The sequence below is a fragment of the Pseudomonas sp. IAC-BECa141 genome, from assembly GCF_020544405.1.
GTDB lineage: Bacteria > Pseudomonadota > Gammaproteobacteria > Pseudomonadales > Pseudomonadaceae > Aquipseudomonas.
The window spans coordinates 1,453,369-1,467,588 of record NZ_CP065410.1; the positions used below are offsets into that span (position 1 = coordinate 1,453,369).

Annotated in this window: 15 protein-coding genes; 11 read left to right on the plus strand and 4 right to left on the minus strand. The window is 62.4% G+C overall.

The genetic code is table 11. The features are described from left to right. Positions 1 to 96 precede the first annotated feature (96 nt). The 5 genes from I5961_RS06555 (at position 97) to I5961_RS06575 (ending at position 4,365) form a co-directional block, all read left to right on the plus strand. The gene (locus tag I5961_RS06555) at positions 97 to 975 is read left to right on the plus strand and encodes an acyl-CoA dehydrogenase family protein (RefSeq protein WP_227234688.1); all 879 of its coding nucleotides are present in this window, start codon (positions 97 to 99) and stop codon (positions 973 to 975) included. Between the two features lie 180 nt (positions 976 to 1,155). Further along, a complete protein-coding gene (locus I5961_RS06560) occupies positions 1,156 to 2,235 on the plus strand; it encodes a serine hydrolase domain-containing protein (protein ID WP_227234690.1) in 1,080 nt (359 codons plus the stop codon). Next, positions 2,232 to 2,534, plus strand: a complete 303-nt coding sequence (locus I5961_RS06565) for an amidase (RefSeq protein ID WP_085697468.1) — start codon at positions 2,232 to 2,234, stop codon at positions 2,532 to 2,534. Before I5961_RS06560 ends, I5961_RS06565 begins: the two co-directional genes overlap by 4 nt. 81 nt (positions 2,535 to 2,615) lie before the next feature. Further along, entirely contained in the window at positions 2,616 to 3,206 is a 591-nt protein-coding gene (locus I5961_RS06570; RefSeq protein ID WP_227234692.1) for a YceI family protein, read from the plus strand. A 1-nt stretch (position 3,207) separates the two neighbouring features. Then, positions 3,208 to 4,365: a phospholipase D-like domain-containing protein gene (locus I5961_RS06575; RefSeq protein ID WP_227234694.1), complete on the plus strand. Its 1,158-nt coding sequence runs from the start codon at positions 3,208 to 3,210 to the stop codon at positions 4,363 to 4,365. Positions 4,366 to 4,499: 134 nt separating this feature from the next. On the opposite strand, the gene bglX is transcribed toward I5961_RS06575, so the two are convergent. Beyond that, a complete protein-coding gene (gene bglX / locus I5961_RS06580) occupies positions 4,500 to 6,791 on the minus strand; it encodes a beta-glucosidase BglX (RefSeq protein WP_085697471.1) in 2,292 nt (763 codons plus the stop codon). A 260-nt stretch (positions 6,792 to 7,051) separates the two neighbouring features. Here bglX and I5961_RS06585 point away from each other — a divergent pair, with 260 nt between their 5' ends. The 4 genes from I5961_RS06585 (at position 7,052) to I5961_RS06600 (ending at position 10,395) form a co-directional block, all read left to right on the plus strand. After that, positions 7,052 to 7,660 carry a LemA family protein gene (locus I5961_RS06585; protein WP_085702668.1) on the plus strand — a complete coding sequence of 203 codons (609 nt, stop codon included), beginning with the start codon at positions 7,052 to 7,054 and terminating at the stop codon, positions 7,658 to 7,660. Positions 7,661 to 7,673: 13 nt separating this feature from the next. Further along, a complete protein-coding gene (locus tag I5961_RS06590; RefSeq protein ID WP_227234696.1) occupies positions 7,674 to 8,426 on the plus strand; it encodes a TPM domain-containing protein in 753 nt (250 codons plus the stop codon). 28 nt (positions 8,427 to 8,454) lie between these two features. Further along, positions 8,455 to 9,072 carry a TPM domain-containing protein gene (locus I5961_RS06595; RefSeq protein ID WP_085700545.1) on the plus strand — a complete coding sequence of 206 codons (618 nt, stop codon included), beginning with the start codon at positions 8,455 to 8,457 and terminating at the stop codon, positions 9,070 to 9,072. Positions 9,073 to 9,162: 90 nt separating this feature from the next. Then, on the plus strand, positions 9,163 to 10,395 hold the full coding sequence (locus I5961_RS06600; protein ID WP_227234697.1) for a class I SAM-dependent methyltransferase: 1,233 nt from the start codon (positions 9,163 to 9,165) through the stop codon (positions 10,393 to 10,395). On the opposite strand, the gene I5961_RS06605 is transcribed toward I5961_RS06600, so the two are convergent. Then, positions 10,385 to 11,299 carry a DMT family transporter gene (locus tag I5961_RS06605; protein WP_064383007.1) on the minus strand — a complete coding sequence of 305 codons (915 nt, stop codon included), beginning with the start codon at positions 11,297 to 11,299 and terminating at the stop codon, positions 10,385 to 10,387. The two genes, I5961_RS06600 and I5961_RS06605, sit on opposite strands and share 11 nt — an antisense overlap. 169 nt (positions 11,300 to 11,468) lie before the next feature. Here I5961_RS06605 and I5961_RS06610 point away from each other — a divergent pair, with 169 nt between their 5' ends. Both I5961_RS06610 and I5961_RS06615 read left to right on the plus strand, forming a co-directional pair. Further along, on the plus strand, positions 11,469 to 12,050 hold the full coding sequence (locus I5961_RS06610; protein WP_007957909.1) for a DJ-1/PfpI family protein: 582 nt from the start codon (positions 11,469 to 11,471) through the stop codon (positions 12,048 to 12,050). A gap of 22 nt (positions 12,051 to 12,072) precedes the next feature. Next, the gene (locus tag I5961_RS06615; RefSeq protein ID WP_227234699.1) at positions 12,073 to 12,417 is read left to right on the plus strand and encodes a YegP family protein; all 345 of its coding nucleotides are present in this window, start codon (positions 12,073 to 12,075) and stop codon (positions 12,415 to 12,417) included. Between the two features lie 57 nt (positions 12,418 to 12,474). On the opposite strand, the gene I5961_RS06620 is transcribed toward I5961_RS06615, so the two are convergent. Next, entirely contained in the window at positions 12,475 to 13,356 is an 882-nt protein-coding gene (locus tag I5961_RS06620; protein WP_227234701.1) for a dihydrodipicolinate synthase family protein, read from the minus strand. A 26-nt stretch (positions 13,357 to 13,382) separates the two neighbouring features. Further along, positions 13,383 to 14,165, minus strand: a complete 783-nt coding sequence (locus I5961_RS06625; protein ID WP_227234703.1) for an aldolase — start codon at positions 14,163 to 14,165, stop codon at positions 13,383 to 13,385. Between the last annotated feature and the right edge of the window lie 55 nt (positions 14,166 to 14,220).

Sequence of the window (14,220 nt, forward strand, 5' to 3'; positions counted from 1 at the left end):
ATGCAGCCGTGTTGTGCAAAGTCAGGCTATGTAGCCCCGGTGTCATCGCCATGAATGTTTGGTGATGCTTATATGACAGCCCACAAGGAGCCTCTGATGACCTGGTCGATCCTGCTTGAATGCCGCGAACGCCTGCCCGCCGATGCCGATCTGGCGGAGGGCTTCGCCACGTTGCTGCAGCAACTGGGCAGCGTGACGCCGTTCGAACTGGCGTTGGCAGGCGGGCGGCGGATGGCGACGCCGGGGCTGGCGTTTCTGGTGGGCTATCAGGCGGCGTTGCGGATGCTCTGGCCAAGCGCGCCACCAAGCCTCGGTGCGTTGTGTGCGACTGAACAGCGCAGCCTGCGCCCGGCGGACATGCAGACCCGGCTCACGGACCTGCGCCTCACCGGGCAAAAGGATTTCGTCACCGCCGGCGATGCGGCGGACTGGCTGCTGATCGCCGCACGCAATGAGCAACCCGGCGAATCACCGCGCCTGAGCCTGGCGGTGGTCTATCCCGGTGAGCCCGGTGTGCGGGTGGAAAAGCTCCCGGCCCTGCCGCTGATGCCGGACATCAGCCATGGCCGACTGCATCTCGATGAAGCGTTGTGCGAGCTGCTCGCCGGGGACGGTTGGGATGCCTACGTCAAACCGTTCCGCACCCTTGAAGATATCTATGTGCTCAGCGCGATGACTGCCTGGTTGTACGGCGTCGGTCAGGACAGCGGCTGGCCACAGCCGTTGCAATTGCGCTTGCTGGCGCTGTTGGCCGGGTGTGCGGAAGTCAGTCGGCAGCCACCGAACAATCCCGCCGGGCATGTGTTGCTTGGTGGCTTGTTTGCGCAGTTTGACGGGCTCAAAGCGGAAGTCGATCAGGCCCTGCGTGACGGCAATACCGAGTGGGCGGCGATGTGGCAGCGCGATCAATCGGTCATGCAACTGGCGGCGGGCGCGCGGGCCAAACGCCTGGCCAAGGCGTTGGCGCTGGACTGACCGGCCTCATCGCTGGCAAGCCAGCTCCCACACAGTCGCTGGTGTACAGGCTATCAATGGCAATCCTCTACCCCTGTGGGAGCTGGCTTGCCAGCGATGGCGGTTTCATGGGCGGCCAAATTCTCAAATCTGTCATCAACCCTGACTACCCTCAGCAGGTTCTCCCCAAGAGCCCTCACCATGTTCAAAGGCCTGTCCCTGTTTCTGCTGTTGATCAGCTTCACGGTTCAGGCCGAACAATGGCCGGGCGAGCAGTGGCCGACCGGCCCGAAACTCAACGGCCAGGCCGTCGAGGCACTGGAGGCTTACGCCTTTGCCGCCCGCGACGACGACACTCGCCAGGGCATCCGCACCGACGCCTTGCTGGTGATCCGCGACGGCCAGATCGTCTATGAACGCTATGGCGACGCAACCACCGCCGACACTCCACACCTGACCTGGTCGATCAGCAAAAGCCTGATGGCCACGGTGTTCGGCGTGGCGTACGGCGAAGGCCTGTTCAAGCTCGAGGACTCGGCCGCAACGTTCTACCCGGCGCTGGAAAAACACCCGGCCATCACCCTCAAGGATCTGCTGCACTGGGCCTCGGGCATCGACTGGCAGGAAGATTACGAATACGCCCCGCTGAAATCCACGGTGGTGGCGATGCTCTACACCCGTGGCCACCGCGACATGGCCGCCTTCACCGCCGATCACGACCGCTACGCTCCACCGGGTCAGGCGTTCCGTTATTCCAGCGGTGACAGCAATCTGTTGGCCGCCGCACTGAAAACCATCGTCGGCCCACAGCGTTATCCGGACTATCCGTGGACAGCACTTTTCGATCCCCTGGGCATCCGCCACGCCACTTGGGAAACCGACGCCACAGGCACCTTCGTCGCCTCTTCCTACGCTTATATGACGGCCCGGGATCTGGCGCGAATCGGCCTGTTGATGGAGCGTGACGGACGCTGGAACGACCGGCAGTTGCTGCCCAGGGATTGGGTCGCCTTCAACCGCCAACCCTTCGCCGGCTACAAGGCTCATCAGGACGAAGCCGTGCCCGGCGGCCAATGGTGGCTCAATCGCCCGGCGGATGGCGCGCCTTCTCCGTGGCCCGACGCACCGCCCGACACCTTCGCCGCCCTCGGCCATTGGGGCCAGGCGTTGTACGTGATTCCGAGCGAAAAACTGGTGATCGTACGCTACGCCGACGACCGCGACGGCAGCTATCGCCACAACGAATTGCTCAAGCGCGTGCTCGGGGCGGTGCGGCCATGAAACTGTTCAGACGAATCCTGCTGGTGCTGTTGGTCGTGCTGCTGGGCTGGGGCTGGCACGAGCGCGAAAACCTGTGGGCTTTCCCGGACATCATCAGCGCCTATACCGCCAAGGAATATTGTTCGTGCCGCTACGTGATGAACAACGACGCCGGATACTGCCGGGGTTACGTCAAGCAGTGGTTGCCCGCTGAGCTGACCGATAACGCTGCACAAAAACTCGTCAGTGCCAGCGGCATGGGCCGTAGCAACAGCGCCCAATGGCAGGGCGAGCGTCAGGGCTGTCGTCTCAATCCCTGATCAGCAAAATGAACTGCCGGTTTGCAACCCGGCTCCAGGCAGTTAAGGTTCGTGCAGGTTTATCGGCCCCACGAGTCTTCAATGTTCAACCGTTCTCTGCACAACGCCTTCGCCGGCCTGCTGCTGGGCGCTGCTGCGCTGCCGGCCCAGGCCAACTGGTATCTGGACGGCGAGTCGTCGCGGCTGTCGTTCGTCAGCACGAAAAACGCCAATATTTCTGAAGTGCAGCGCTTTCTGGTGCTGCACGGCAAGGTCGATCCCGATGGCCGCGCCGTGGTCGAAGTCGAACTGGATTCGATCAACAGCGGCATCCCGCTGCGCGACGAGCGCATGCGCAAGGAACTGTTCCAGATCGAGCAATTCCCCGAAGCGACCATCAGCACCCGGATCGACCTGCGCCCGATCAACGATCTGGCCCCTGGCGCGCAGCTTGAATTGCGCCTGCCGCTGACCGTCAATCTGCATGGCAAACAGCGCGAATATCCCGCCGAATTGCTTGCCACGCGCCTCGATGACCGACGTTTTCAAGTGGTGACCCTGGAACCGCTGGTGATCAGCGCCGAGGACTTCGATTTGCTGCCGGGGCTGGAAAGCCTGCGCAACATGGCCGGCCTGTCGGCCATCAGTCTGTCGGTGCCGGTGGGTGCGGTGCTGATCTTCACGGCGCGCTGACATGCGCGGCGCGGTATTTCCGTGGCGTGATGGCAACCGCTTCGAGCTGTTGATCGACGGCCCGCAATTCTTCCCGCGCATGCTCGACGAGATCGCCCGCGCCCGCGAGCAGATCGAACTGGAGCTGTATCTGGTGGAGGCCGGCGCCTGTGCCGAAACCATCGTGCAGGCGCTGGTGCTGGCGGCAGAGCGGGGCGTGCGGGTGCGTTGCCTGTTCGACGATTACGGCAGCCTCGCGTTCACCCTCACGTTGCGTCGGCGGCTGACCGGTGCCGGGGTCGAACTGCGTTTTTACAATCGGCTGAACTGGCGGCGCTGGGTCGGCAATTTCTATCGCGACCATCGCAAGCTGTTGCTGGTCGACCAGCGTCTGGCGGTGGTCGGCGGCACCGGGGTCACCGATGAATTCTGGACGCCGGGCCACGACACCAGCGAGTGGCACGAGGTCATGGTGGAAATCACCGGCCCGCTGGTGCTCGACTGGCAATTGCTGTTCGACCGCCAATGGATTGCCAACCGCCACCGCCGCGCGTGGAGGCCCAACGCGCATTTCGGCCTGCCACGGCTGCCCCGCGTGCCGGACACGGGCGAGGGCATGGGCCGTGTGGCCTACGCCGACGCCCGTCAGCATCGGGACATTCTGCAATCGCTGTTCCGCGCGCTGAACAGCGGCCAGCAGCGGATCTGGCTGGCCACGCCGTATTTTCTGCCGACCTGGAAAATCCGCCGTTCCCTGCGCAAGGCCGCCGCCCGTGGCCTCGACGTGCGCCTGCTGCTGACCGGGCCGCGCACCGATCACCCGTCGGTGCGCTACGCGGGGCATCGCTACTATCCGCGCCTGCTCAAGGCCGGGGTGAAAATCTACGAATACCAGCCGTGTTTCCTGCATTTGAAAATGGTGCTGGTGGACGATTGGGTGAGTATCGGTTCGTGCAATTTCGATCACTGGAATCTGCGCTTCAACCTTGAGGCGAATCTGGAAGCGCTGGACCCGTCATTGACGGCAGCGGTGGCGGCGAGTTTCGAGAAGGACTTCGGCCTGAGTGAGCAGGTGAGCCTGGAGGAATGGCAGCGCCGGCCGTTGTGGCGGCGGGTGAAGCAGCGGATCTGGGGCTGGGTGGATCGGGTGGTAGTCAATCTGCTCGATAGACGCGGCTAAGTGCAGTTTTCAGATTTGATCGTTCCCACGCTCCGCGTGGGAATTCCTCAATGGACGCTCTGCGTCCGCTTTGGGACGCGGAGCGTCCCGGGCTGCATTCCCACGCGGAGCGTGGGAACGATCGGGGCGCGGGATTACAGCAACTCAAAGCTCTGCTGCGTCACGTCCTGGGAGTCCAGACCGATCTGCACGTTGAACTTGCCAGGCTCGGCCGCGTACTTGAGCTGGGCGTTGTAGAACTTCAGGTCATCTTCGGTGATGGTGAAGTGCACGACCTTCTGCTCGCCGGCCTTGAGCATGATCTTCTGAAAGTTCTTCAGCTCCTTGACCGGACGGATCATCGAACCGGTGACGTCCTGGATGTACAGCTGCACCACGGTTTCGCCATCGCGCTTGCCGGTGTTCTTGACCATGACACTGGCGTCGAGCTTGCCGGTAGCGTTCAGGGTGGTCGAGGACAGCGCCATGTCACTCAGGCTGAAGCTGGTGTAGCTCAGGCCGTAACCGAACGGGAAGAGGGGCCCGGTGGTGTCATCGAAATACTGCGAGGTGTAGTTGCCCGGTTTGCCCGGCGTGAACGGCCGGCCAATGCTCAGGTGGTTGTAGTAGGTCGGGATCTGGCCCACGGAACGCGGGAAGGTCACCGGCAGCTTGCCCGACGGATTGTAGTCGCCGAACAGCACGTCAGCGATGGCGTTGCCCCCCTCGGTGCCGCTGAACCAGGTTTCCAGAATCGCGTCGGCCTGTTCTTTCTCTTCAAGAATCGTCAGCGGACGGCCGTTCATCAGCACCAGCACCAACGGCTTGCCGGTCGCTTTCAGGGCACGGATCAGCTCGCGCTGGTTTTCCGGGATGTTCAGGTCGGTACGGCTCGACGATTCGTGGGACATGCCACGGGACTCACCCACGGCGGCAACCACAATGTCGGCGTCCCTGGCAGCTTTCACCGCTTCGTCGATCAGCACGTTGGCCGGACGCGGGTCATCGACCACTTCCGGGGCATCGAAGTTGAGGAAGTTCAGGTAGTCGACGATCTTCTTGTCACTGGTGATGTTGGCACCGCGGGCGTAGATCAGGTTCGCCTTGTCGCCGATCACATTGCTCATGCCGTCGAACAGGGTCACCGACTGCGCCGGACGACCGGCGGCAGCCCAACTGCCCATCATGTCGATCGGGGCCTTGGCCAGCGGGCCGACCAGGGCGATTTTGGCGGTTTTCTTCAGCGGCAGGGTTTCGTTCTGGTTCTTCAGCAGCACCAGGCTGCGACGCGCCACTTCGCGGGCGTCGGCGCGGTGCAGGCGGCTTTCGGCGTAGGTGTCGGCCGGGTCGTCTTCAGCCTTGCCGATACGCAGGTACGGGTCCTTGAACAGGCCCATGTCGTACTTGGCGGCGAGGACTTCACGCACCGCGTTGTCGATGTCTTTCTGTTCGATCTCGCCGGACTTGAGCAGTCCCGGCAGCTCTTTGCCGTACAGGGTGTCATTCATGCTCATGTCGATGCCGGCCTTGATTGCCAGCTTCGCCGCTTCGCGCCCGTCGCGGGCCACGCCGTGCTTGATCAGTTCGAAGATCGCGCCGTGGTCGCTGACCGCCAGGCCCTTGAAGCCCCACTCCTTGCGCAGCAGGTCATTCATCAGCCAGGTATTGGCGGTGGCCGGGATGCCGTTGATCGAGTTCAACGCCACCATCACGCCGCCGGCGCCGGCATCAATCGCGGCGCGGTACGGTGGCAGATAGTCCTGGTACATCTTCACCGGGCTCATGTCGACGGTGTTGTAGTCGCGACCGCCCTCGACCGCGCCGTACAGGGCGAAGTGCTTGACGCTGGCCATGATGCTGTCGGCCGCGCTCGGGGCCTCGCCCTGATAGGCCTTGACCATGACTTTGGCGATACGCGAAGTCAGGTAGGTGTCTTCACCGAAACCTTCGGAGCTGCGGCCCCAGCGCGGGTCGCGGGAGATGTCGACCATCGGCGCGAAGGTGATGTCGAGGCTGTCGGCGGCGGCCTCTTTGGCGGCAACGCGCCCGGACTGGCCGATGGCGTCCATGTCCCAGCTCGATGCCAGGGCCAGCGGAATCGGGAAAATCGTACGGTGACCGTGGATCACGTCGTACGCGAAAAACATCGGAATCTTCAGGCGGCTGCGCATGGCAGCGTCCTGCATCGGACGGTTTTCCGGGCGGGTGATCGAGTTGAACGTACCGCCGATGTTGCCCGCCGCGATCTCTTTGCGGATCAGCTCGCGGGGCATTTCCGGGCCGATGCTGATCAGGCGCAACTGGCCGATCTTCTCGTCGAGGGTCATTTGCTTCATCAGGTTGCTGATGAACGCGTCCTTGTTTTCCAGGGGTACCGGGGTCGTGGCGGCCAGTACTTGATGACTGGCCAGGCTGACGAACAGGCCCAGCAAACACAGCTTCTTCATGAATAGTTTTCTCAAGGGCCTAAACGGCGTTGCAATGCCGGCCAGCCAAAATTTAGGGAGCGACTATTGTTGTTCGGGTGCTGATTCAGAAAACGACAGCCGAATGTACGTCGAAAGTGTCGGCGACGTGATCGCGCAGGGCCTCTTTTTAGCCCATCGGCCCGCTGCAATCCAGTGGCGCGGGCGATTATGCCGCAACCGTCGGCTGAGAATGTTTCGCGATTCATTATTCTTGAAATGTGCAAGGGAGCACCCGTCCGATGAATGTCAGTCCTGTCTACCGCTCGCGATTGAAGGTCGCCACCCTGCTGGTGCTGGCCACATTGTTGACCGCCTGCGGCATCAACAACATCCCGACCCTCGATGAGCAGGCCAAGGCCGCCTGGGGCCAGGTGCAGAACCAGTATCAGCGCCGTGCCGACCTGATCCCCAATCTGGTGGAAACCGTGAAGGGGTACGCCAAGCACGAAGAGGAAACGTTGACGGCAGTCATCGAGGCCCGGGCCAAGGCGACGTCGATCCAGGTCGATGCCAGCACGCTCGACAACCCGGAAAAGCTCAAGCAGTTCGATCAGGCCCAGAATCAACTGACTGGCGCCTTGAGCCGGTTGATGGTGGTGTCCGAGCGTTATCCGGACCTGAAAGCCAACCAGAACTTCCTCGCCCTGCAATCGCAACTTGAAGGCACGGAAAACCGTATCGCCGTTGCGCGCCGGGATTTCATTCTGGCAGTGCAGAAGTACAACACCGAAATCCGCACCTTCCCGGGTCGCCTTTGGCACAGCGTGATGTACAGCAACCTGCCGATCCGCGAGACCTTCGAAGCCACCAGCCCCGGCGCGGACAAGGCCCCGGAAGTGAAGTTCTGAGCCGGGGATGCCCATGCGTGTGTTGAAGATGGGCCTGGTGCTGATGCTGTGGCTGTTCGCCGTCAGCGCCCGGGCCGAGTTGACCTTTCCGGCACTGACCGGGCGGGTGGTGGACGACGCGCAGATGATCGAACCGTCGGTGCGCGCGCAACTGAGCCAGCAGTTGCAGGCCCACGAACAGGTGACCGGCGAGCAACTGGTGGTGGTGACCTTGCCGAACCTGCAAGGCGCGACCATCGAGGACTATGGCGTCGAACTCGGCCGGCACTGGGGCATCGGCCAGAAGGACAAGAACAACGGCGCGCTGTTGATCGTCGCCCGGGACGAGCGCAAGTTGCGCATCGAAGTCGGCTACGGGCTGGAGGACCGGCTGACCGATGCCCAGAGCTCGGTGATCATTCATCAGGTGATCACGCCGTCGTTCAAGGCCGGTAACTTCAGTAAAGGCATCAGTGACGGCGTGGCGGCGATGCTGGTGGTGCTGGGCGGCAATCCACTGGACGAACCTTCCACGGTGTATGAGTCGGGCGGCGATCCTGCGGATGATTTCGTCTCGCGGCACCCGGCGTTGTTCGTATTTCTAGTGATGTTGTTCATCCTGACTGTTTTTGTCTGCCAGATGCTCGGTATCCTTCCCGCCGGCCGGGGCGGCTCCGGAGGAGGGGGCGGCTTTGGTGGCGGAGGTTTTGGCTGCGGCGGTGGGGGCGGGGGCTTCAGCGGCGGCGGTGGCAGTTTCGGCGGCGGCGGGTCCTCCGGCGGCTGGTGATAACAATAATGAGCAGGCACTTCACGACATGGCATTACTGACTGAACACGAACAACGCAAGGTCGCCGAGGCCATCGCCCGGGTCGAGCGCGACACCGACGCCGAACTGGTGACGGTGCTCGCGGCCCGTGCCGACGACTACGCGTACATCCCGCTGCTCTGGGCCAGCCTGCTGGCGCTGATTGTGCCGGGGATCGTGCATTACCTGACCGGCTGGCTGACGATGCACAGCCTGTTGCTGGTGCAGTGGGGCATTTTCATCGTGCTGTGCCTGTTGTTTCGCTTGCCGACAATCACCACACATCTGGTGCCACGCCGTGTCCGGCACTGGCGCGCGTCGAACCTGGCGCGGCGGCAGTTTCTCGAACAGAACCTGCACCACACGGTGGGCAGCACCGGCATGCTGATTTTTGTCTGCGAGGCGGAGCGGTATGTGGAGATCCTGGTGGATGAAGGGATTTCCAGAAAACTGGACAACAAAAGCTGGGATTCGATTGTCGCGGCGTTTACCGAACAGGTCCGGCAAGGGCAGACGTTGCAGGGCTTTGTTACTTGTATCGAGGCGTGCGGGGAATTGCTCAAGGTGCATGTGCCGGTGACGCAGGTTCGCAATGAATTGCCCAATCGGCTGGTGGTGCTGGGGTAAACCGTTCGGGAAATTAGCCGTGCCCTTGAGCGCCATCCCCCCTAAACTAGCGGCCATTCCCGATTTGCCCGTCCGAGGCCGCTTTTTCCCATGTCCGTTACCGCTCCCTCCGCATCTGCCAAACCGGCGCCCGATCATCACGCCCGGTTCATCGAGCTGCTGCAAACCAGCCTCGAACAGAACGGCTTTATCAAACTGGTGCTGGCCAGGTACGTCGGCGAAGAAGCGGATCTGCAGCGGATCATCATCAAACCGGTGACGGTCAAGGCGCAGCCGTGCCTGTCGTTCGTTTATCGCTACAAGACCCGCGACATCACCAAGAACCTGCCGCTGGACGAAGCGGTGGCGACGATTGCCGGGCTGCTGCCAACGGCGTTCAAGAATGCGCATTTACTGACGCTGACTGACGAAGCCCAGCTCGAATACAGCAAAAAGGGCAAGAGCTCGCTGTTCATGAGCAAACCCCAGCAATTGCGCGAAGTGCCGTCCGCCGGGCATAACCGCGAGAAAAACCGCTTCCTCGATCTGAACCGGCCGTTCCTCAAGGATCTGGGCGTGACCAATACGCAGCACGAGCTGATCCCGGCGATGTCGCGCAAATGGAAGCAGATCAACAAGTTCATCGAAGTCTTCAGCCATGCGCTGACCTCGTCGCCGCTGGCCCTGGACAAACCGGTGCGGGTGGCGGATTTCGGTTCGGGCAAGGGTTACCTGACGTTCGCCATTCACGACTACCTGCGCAACACCCTGAAGGCCGAGGGCGAAGTCACCGGCGTCGAGCTGCGTGAAGAAATGGTCAACCTGTGCAACACCGCCGCCGCGAAGCTGGAACACCCGGGGCTGGTGTTCAAATGCGGCGATGTGCGCAGCGTGGCGCCGAGCGAACTGGACGTGATGATCGCCCTGCATGCCTGCGACATCGCCACCGACTACGCGATCCACACCGGCATTCGTTCCGGCGCCTCGATCATCATGTGCTCGCCGTGCTGCCACAAACAGATCCGCTTGCAGATCCAGAGCCCGGCGTTGCTCAAGCCGATGCTGCAATACGGTCTGCACCTGGGCCAACAGGCGGAAATGGTCACAGACAGCTTGCGTGCGCTGTTCCTCGAAGCCTGCGGTTACGAGACCAAGGTGTTCGAGTTCATCTCCCTGGACCACACCAACAAGAACAAGATGATTCTGGCGGTCAAGCGCGCCGAGCCGGTGGACCCGACTCAGCTGCTGGTGAAGATTCAGGAGTTGAAGGCGTTCTACCAGATCAGCGAGCACTGCCTCGAAACCCTGCTGCTCGCTGACGGCCTGCTGAAGCTCAAGGCTTGAGCTGAACCCCGGCGGGTAATGTGCCCGGTTGAGCCGGGCGCACCGCGGTCTTGCGCCCGAGCATCACCGTCGCGATCACCCCGCAGGCGAACAGCCAGGTGATCGGCTCCACGTGTTCGCCAAAGAACAGCGCGGAAAACGCGATAGTGAAGAAGATCTGCAACAACTGGATCTGACTGACCCGGGCAATGCCACCCATGGCCAGCCCGGCGTACCAGGCGAAGAACCCCAGGAACTGCGAAAACAGTGCGACGTAACCGAACGCCCACCAGGTTTTCGCCGACACCGCGCCCTGATGCTGCAACGCCAGATACAGCACCGGGCCGATCAGCAACGGTGTCGACAGCACCAGCGCCCAGCAGATCACCTGCCAGCCGCCCATCTCCCGGGCCAGCCGCCCGCCCTCGGCGTATCCCAGACCGCCCACCGCAATCGCACCGAGCATCAATAAGTCTCCGGCCTGAATGCTGCCGGCGCCGGTGTACAACGCATAACCCAGCACCAGCGCACTGCCCAGCGCGGCGCAGGCCCAGAAGGCTTTCGACGGTCGTTCATGGGACAGCCACGCCGCGTAAAGCGCCACGCACAGCGGCTGCAAGCCGTTGACCAGCGCACCGTGGGACGCCGGCAAGGTCTGCATGGCCCATGCCGACAGCACCGGGAAACCGAGAATCACCCCGGCGATCACCAGGCTCAGGCCTTTGACCTGCTTCCAGGTCGGCCACTTCTCCCGTCGCCACAACAACAGCGCCGCTGCCGGAATCGCCGCAAACAACGCGCGGCCCAGGCCGTTGAGCAGCGGGTGCAGTTCCTGCACCACGATGCGGGTGAAGGGCAGGGTAAGGCTGAAAATCACCACGCCGAGCAGGCCGAGGGCCATGCCGGTGTTTTCGCGCGAAGACATGAGGGCAAACCGATTCAAAGGTGGCAGGGAGGTGCTTTCATCTAGCCACAATCCACGGCAATCGGGCTGTTACAGCTGAGCGCAGAGTTATCCATACAGTTTGCGAACGCCATCGCGGTCCTTGGACTACTGTGAATATTCCTGTGCATTCACCCGAGGAGTCCTGCCCATGGCCGCGAAAAAGATTCTGATGCTGGTCGGCGATTACGTCGAAGACTACGAAGTGATGGTGCCGTTCCAGGCCCTGCAAATGGTCGGTCACACCGTCCACGCGGTGTGCCCGGACAAGGCCGCCGGCAAGACCGTGCGCACCGCGATTCATGACTTCGAAGGCGATCAGACCTACAGCGAGAAGCCCGGTCACCAGTTCGCCCTGAACTTCGATTTCGCCAAGGTCGACGCCAAGGACTACGACGCGTTGCTGGTGCCCGGTGGTCGTGCGCCGGAATACCTGCGGCTGAACGAAAAAGTCCTGGAACTGGTGCGGGCCTTCGACAAGGCCGGCAAACCGATTGCCGCTGTCTGTCACGGCGCGCAACTGCTGGCGGCGGCGGGGATTCTCGAAGGGCGGGAGTGCAGCGCCTACCCGGCCTGTGCCCCGGAAGTGCGGTTGGCCGGCGGCACCTACATCGACATCCCGGTCACGGACGGCCACGTCCAGGGCAACCTGGCGACCGCGCCCGCCTGGCCGGCGCATCCGAAATGGCTGGCGGGTTTCCTCGGGCTGCTTGGAACCAAAATCACCCTGTGACCCATCGATAAGGAGAAACACCATGTCCGGATGGTATGAGTTGAGCAAAAGCAGCAACGGCCAGTTCAGGTTCGTACTGAAAGCGGCGAATGCCGAAACCATTCTGACCAGCGAGCTGTACACCAGCCGCACGGCCGCCGAAAGCGGCATCGCCTCGGTGCAGGCCAACAGCCCGTTGGACGAGCGTTACGAGAAAAAAGCGACGAAGGACGGCCATCCCTACTTCAACCTCAAGGCGGCCAATCACCAGATCATCGGCAGCAGCGAATCCTATTCATCGGACGCGGCGTGCGCCAAAGGCATCGCCAGCGTCAAGGCCAACGGGCCGACGAAGGTGATCAAGGACAAAACCCTGCCGGTGCTTTGAATCCAGCACAAAACCCTGTGGGAGCCTGGCTCCCACAGGTGGGTGTGCGGCTCGAAATCAGCTCAGGCTTTTGAGAATGGCTTGCAACTGATGACGCCCGGCCTCGCTCAGCGGGAACACCGGCAAACGCGGATCGCCGGCTTCCAGATCGGTCAGGCGCAGACCGGCCTTGATCGTCGCTGGCAAGCCACCCTTGAGGATGAAGTCCAGCAGCGGCAACTGGCGGTAGAACAACTCACGCGCCTTGCCCAGATCCCCCGCCAGCGTGGCTTCGTACAAATCCAGGTTGAGCTGCGCAATCAGGTTCGGTGCCGCCGTGCACCAGCCGCTGGCCCCGGCGACGAAGGCTTCCAGCGCCAGCGGGTTGCAGCCGTTGTAGAACGGCACCCGGCCTTCGCCGAGCAGTTGCAGCTTGTGCATGCGCTGGATGTCGCCGGTGCTCTCCTTGACCATGGTCACGTTTTCCACGCCGTTGACGATGCGCAGGATCAGCTCCACCGACATGTCGGTGCCGCTGGTGGCCGGGTTGTTGTAGAGCATGATCGGCACGCCGATGCTGTCGCCGATGGCGCGGTAGTGGGCCAGGATTTCCGCTTCGCCGAGCTTCCAGTAAGAGGTCGGCAGCACCATCACCACGTCGGCGCCGTGGGCTTCGGCGAAACGTGCGCGGCGCACCGCTTTGGCGGTGGTCAGGTCGGACACGCTGACCACGGTCGGCACGCGTTTGGCCACGTGCTTGATGCTGAACTCGGCGACCTGATCCCACTCCGCATCGCTCAGGTAGGCGCCTTCGCCGGTGCTGCCCAGTGGCGCGATGGCGTGGACGCCACCAGCAATCAGACGATCAATTGAGCGGCCGAGGGCCGGCAGGTCGACGCCTTCGCCGTTGGCGCCGAACGGGGTGATGGTGTAGCCGATGATGCCGTGAATGTTGGACATGGGAGTGCTCCGCAAGGATGAGGTGTTCAGTTCAGGCAATCGGCGTGCTGACGCAGGTTCTGCCGGGCGTAGTAGTTGAAGGCTGCGGCGTGGCGTTTGGGTTTCGAGACCCAGTCATGCGCCTCGCGACCCAGCTCGGGGATGATTGGCTTGATCGTCCCGGCGGCCATCGCCAGCAGTTGCAGTTTGGCGGCGCGCTCGATCAATTGGGCGATGACACAGGCTTCCTCGATGGTCGTGCCGGTGGACAGCTGACCGTGATGAGAAAGCAGGATCGCCCGCTTGTCACCCAGCGCTCCGGCAATCAATTCGCCTTCTTCGTTGCCCACCGGCACGCCCGGCCAGCCTTCAAGGAACGCACAATCTTCGTACAGCGGGCACAGGTCCATGTGGGAAATCTGCAGCGGCACTTCCAGCATCGACAGCGCGGCAATGTGCGTCGGGTGAGTGTGGATGATGCAGTTCACGTCCGGCCGGGCGCGGTACACCCAGCTGTGGAAGCGGTTGGCCGGGTTGGCCATGCCGTGGCCTTCGAGCACTTCCAGGTCTTCGTTGACCAGCAGCAGATTGCTTGCGGTGATTTCATCGAAACCCAAGCCCAGTTGCTGCGTGTAGTAAGTGCCTGGCAGCGGGCCACGGGCGGTGATCTGCCCGGCGAGGCCCGAATCGTGGCCGTTCTCGAACAGGATCCGGCAGGTCAGGGCCAGCTTTTGCCGGTCTGTCCACGTATTATCCGCCAGGCTTTTTTGCATCTGGGTCAGCGCTTGCTTGACCAGTTCGTCTTTGGGTAGTGCTAATGTCTTCGCCATATCCGTGTCCTGTGGTGGTTGCCATGGATGACACTTAAGAGGCTATATGACACTT

Bases quoted from the DNA above. Each gene is read 5' to 3' on its own strand.
- I5961_RS06575 (WP_227234694.1), top strand. From the start codon at position 3,208: ATGCGCGGCGCGGTATTTCCGTGGCGTGATGGCAACCGCTTCGAGCTG.
- I5961_RS06610 (WP_007957909.1), top strand. From the start codon at position 11,469: ATGGCCGCGAAAAAGATTCTGATGCTGGTCGGCGATTACGTCGAAGAC.
- I5961_RS06600 (WP_227234697.1), top strand. From the start codon at position 9,163: ATGTCCGTTACCGCTCCCTCCGCATCTGCCAAACCGGCGCCCGATCAT.
- I5961_RS06625 (WP_227234703.1), bottom strand. From the start codon at position 14,165: ATGGCGAAGACATTAGCACTACCCAAAGACGAACTGGTCAAGCAAGCG.
- I5961_RS06605 (WP_064383007.1), bottom strand. From the start codon at position 11,299: ATGTCTTCGCGCGAAAACACCGGCATGGCCCTCGGCCTGCTCGGCGTG.
- bglX (WP_085697471.1), bottom strand. From the start codon at position 6,791: ATGAAGAAGCTGTGTTTGCTGGGCCTGTTCGTCAGCCTGGCCAGTCAT.
- I5961_RS06595 (WP_085700545.1), top strand. From the start codon at position 8,455: ATGGCATTACTGACTGAACACGAACAACGCAAGGTCGCCGAGGCCATC.
- I5961_RS06620 (WP_227234701.1), bottom strand. From the start codon at position 13,356: ATGTCCAACATTCACGGCATCATCGGCTACACCATCACCCCGTTCGGC.
- I5961_RS06565 (WP_085697468.1), top strand. From the start codon at position 2,232: ATGAAACTGTTCAGACGAATCCTGCTGGTGCTGTTGGTCGTGCTGCTG.
- I5961_RS06560 (WP_227234690.1), top strand. From the start codon at position 1,156: ATGTTCAAAGGCCTGTCCCTGTTTCTGCTGTTGATCAGCTTCACGGTT.
- I5961_RS06570 (WP_227234692.1), top strand. From the start codon at position 2,616: ATGTTCAACCGTTCTCTGCACAACGCCTTCGCCGGCCTGCTGCTGGGC.
- I5961_RS06590 (WP_227234696.1), top strand. From the start codon at position 7,674: ATGCGTGTGTTGAAGATGGGCCTGGTGCTGATGCTGTGGCTGTTCGCC.
- I5961_RS06585 (WP_085702668.1), top strand. From the start codon at position 7,052: ATGAATGTCAGTCCTGTCTACCGCTCGCGATTGAAGGTCGCCACCCTG.
- I5961_RS06615 (WP_227234699.1), top strand. From the start codon at position 12,073: ATGTCCGGATGGTATGAGTTGAGCAAAAGCAGCAACGGCCAGTTCAGG.
- I5961_RS06555 (WP_227234688.1), top strand. From the start codon at position 97: ATGACCTGGTCGATCCTGCTTGAATGCCGCGAACGCCTGCCCGCCGAT.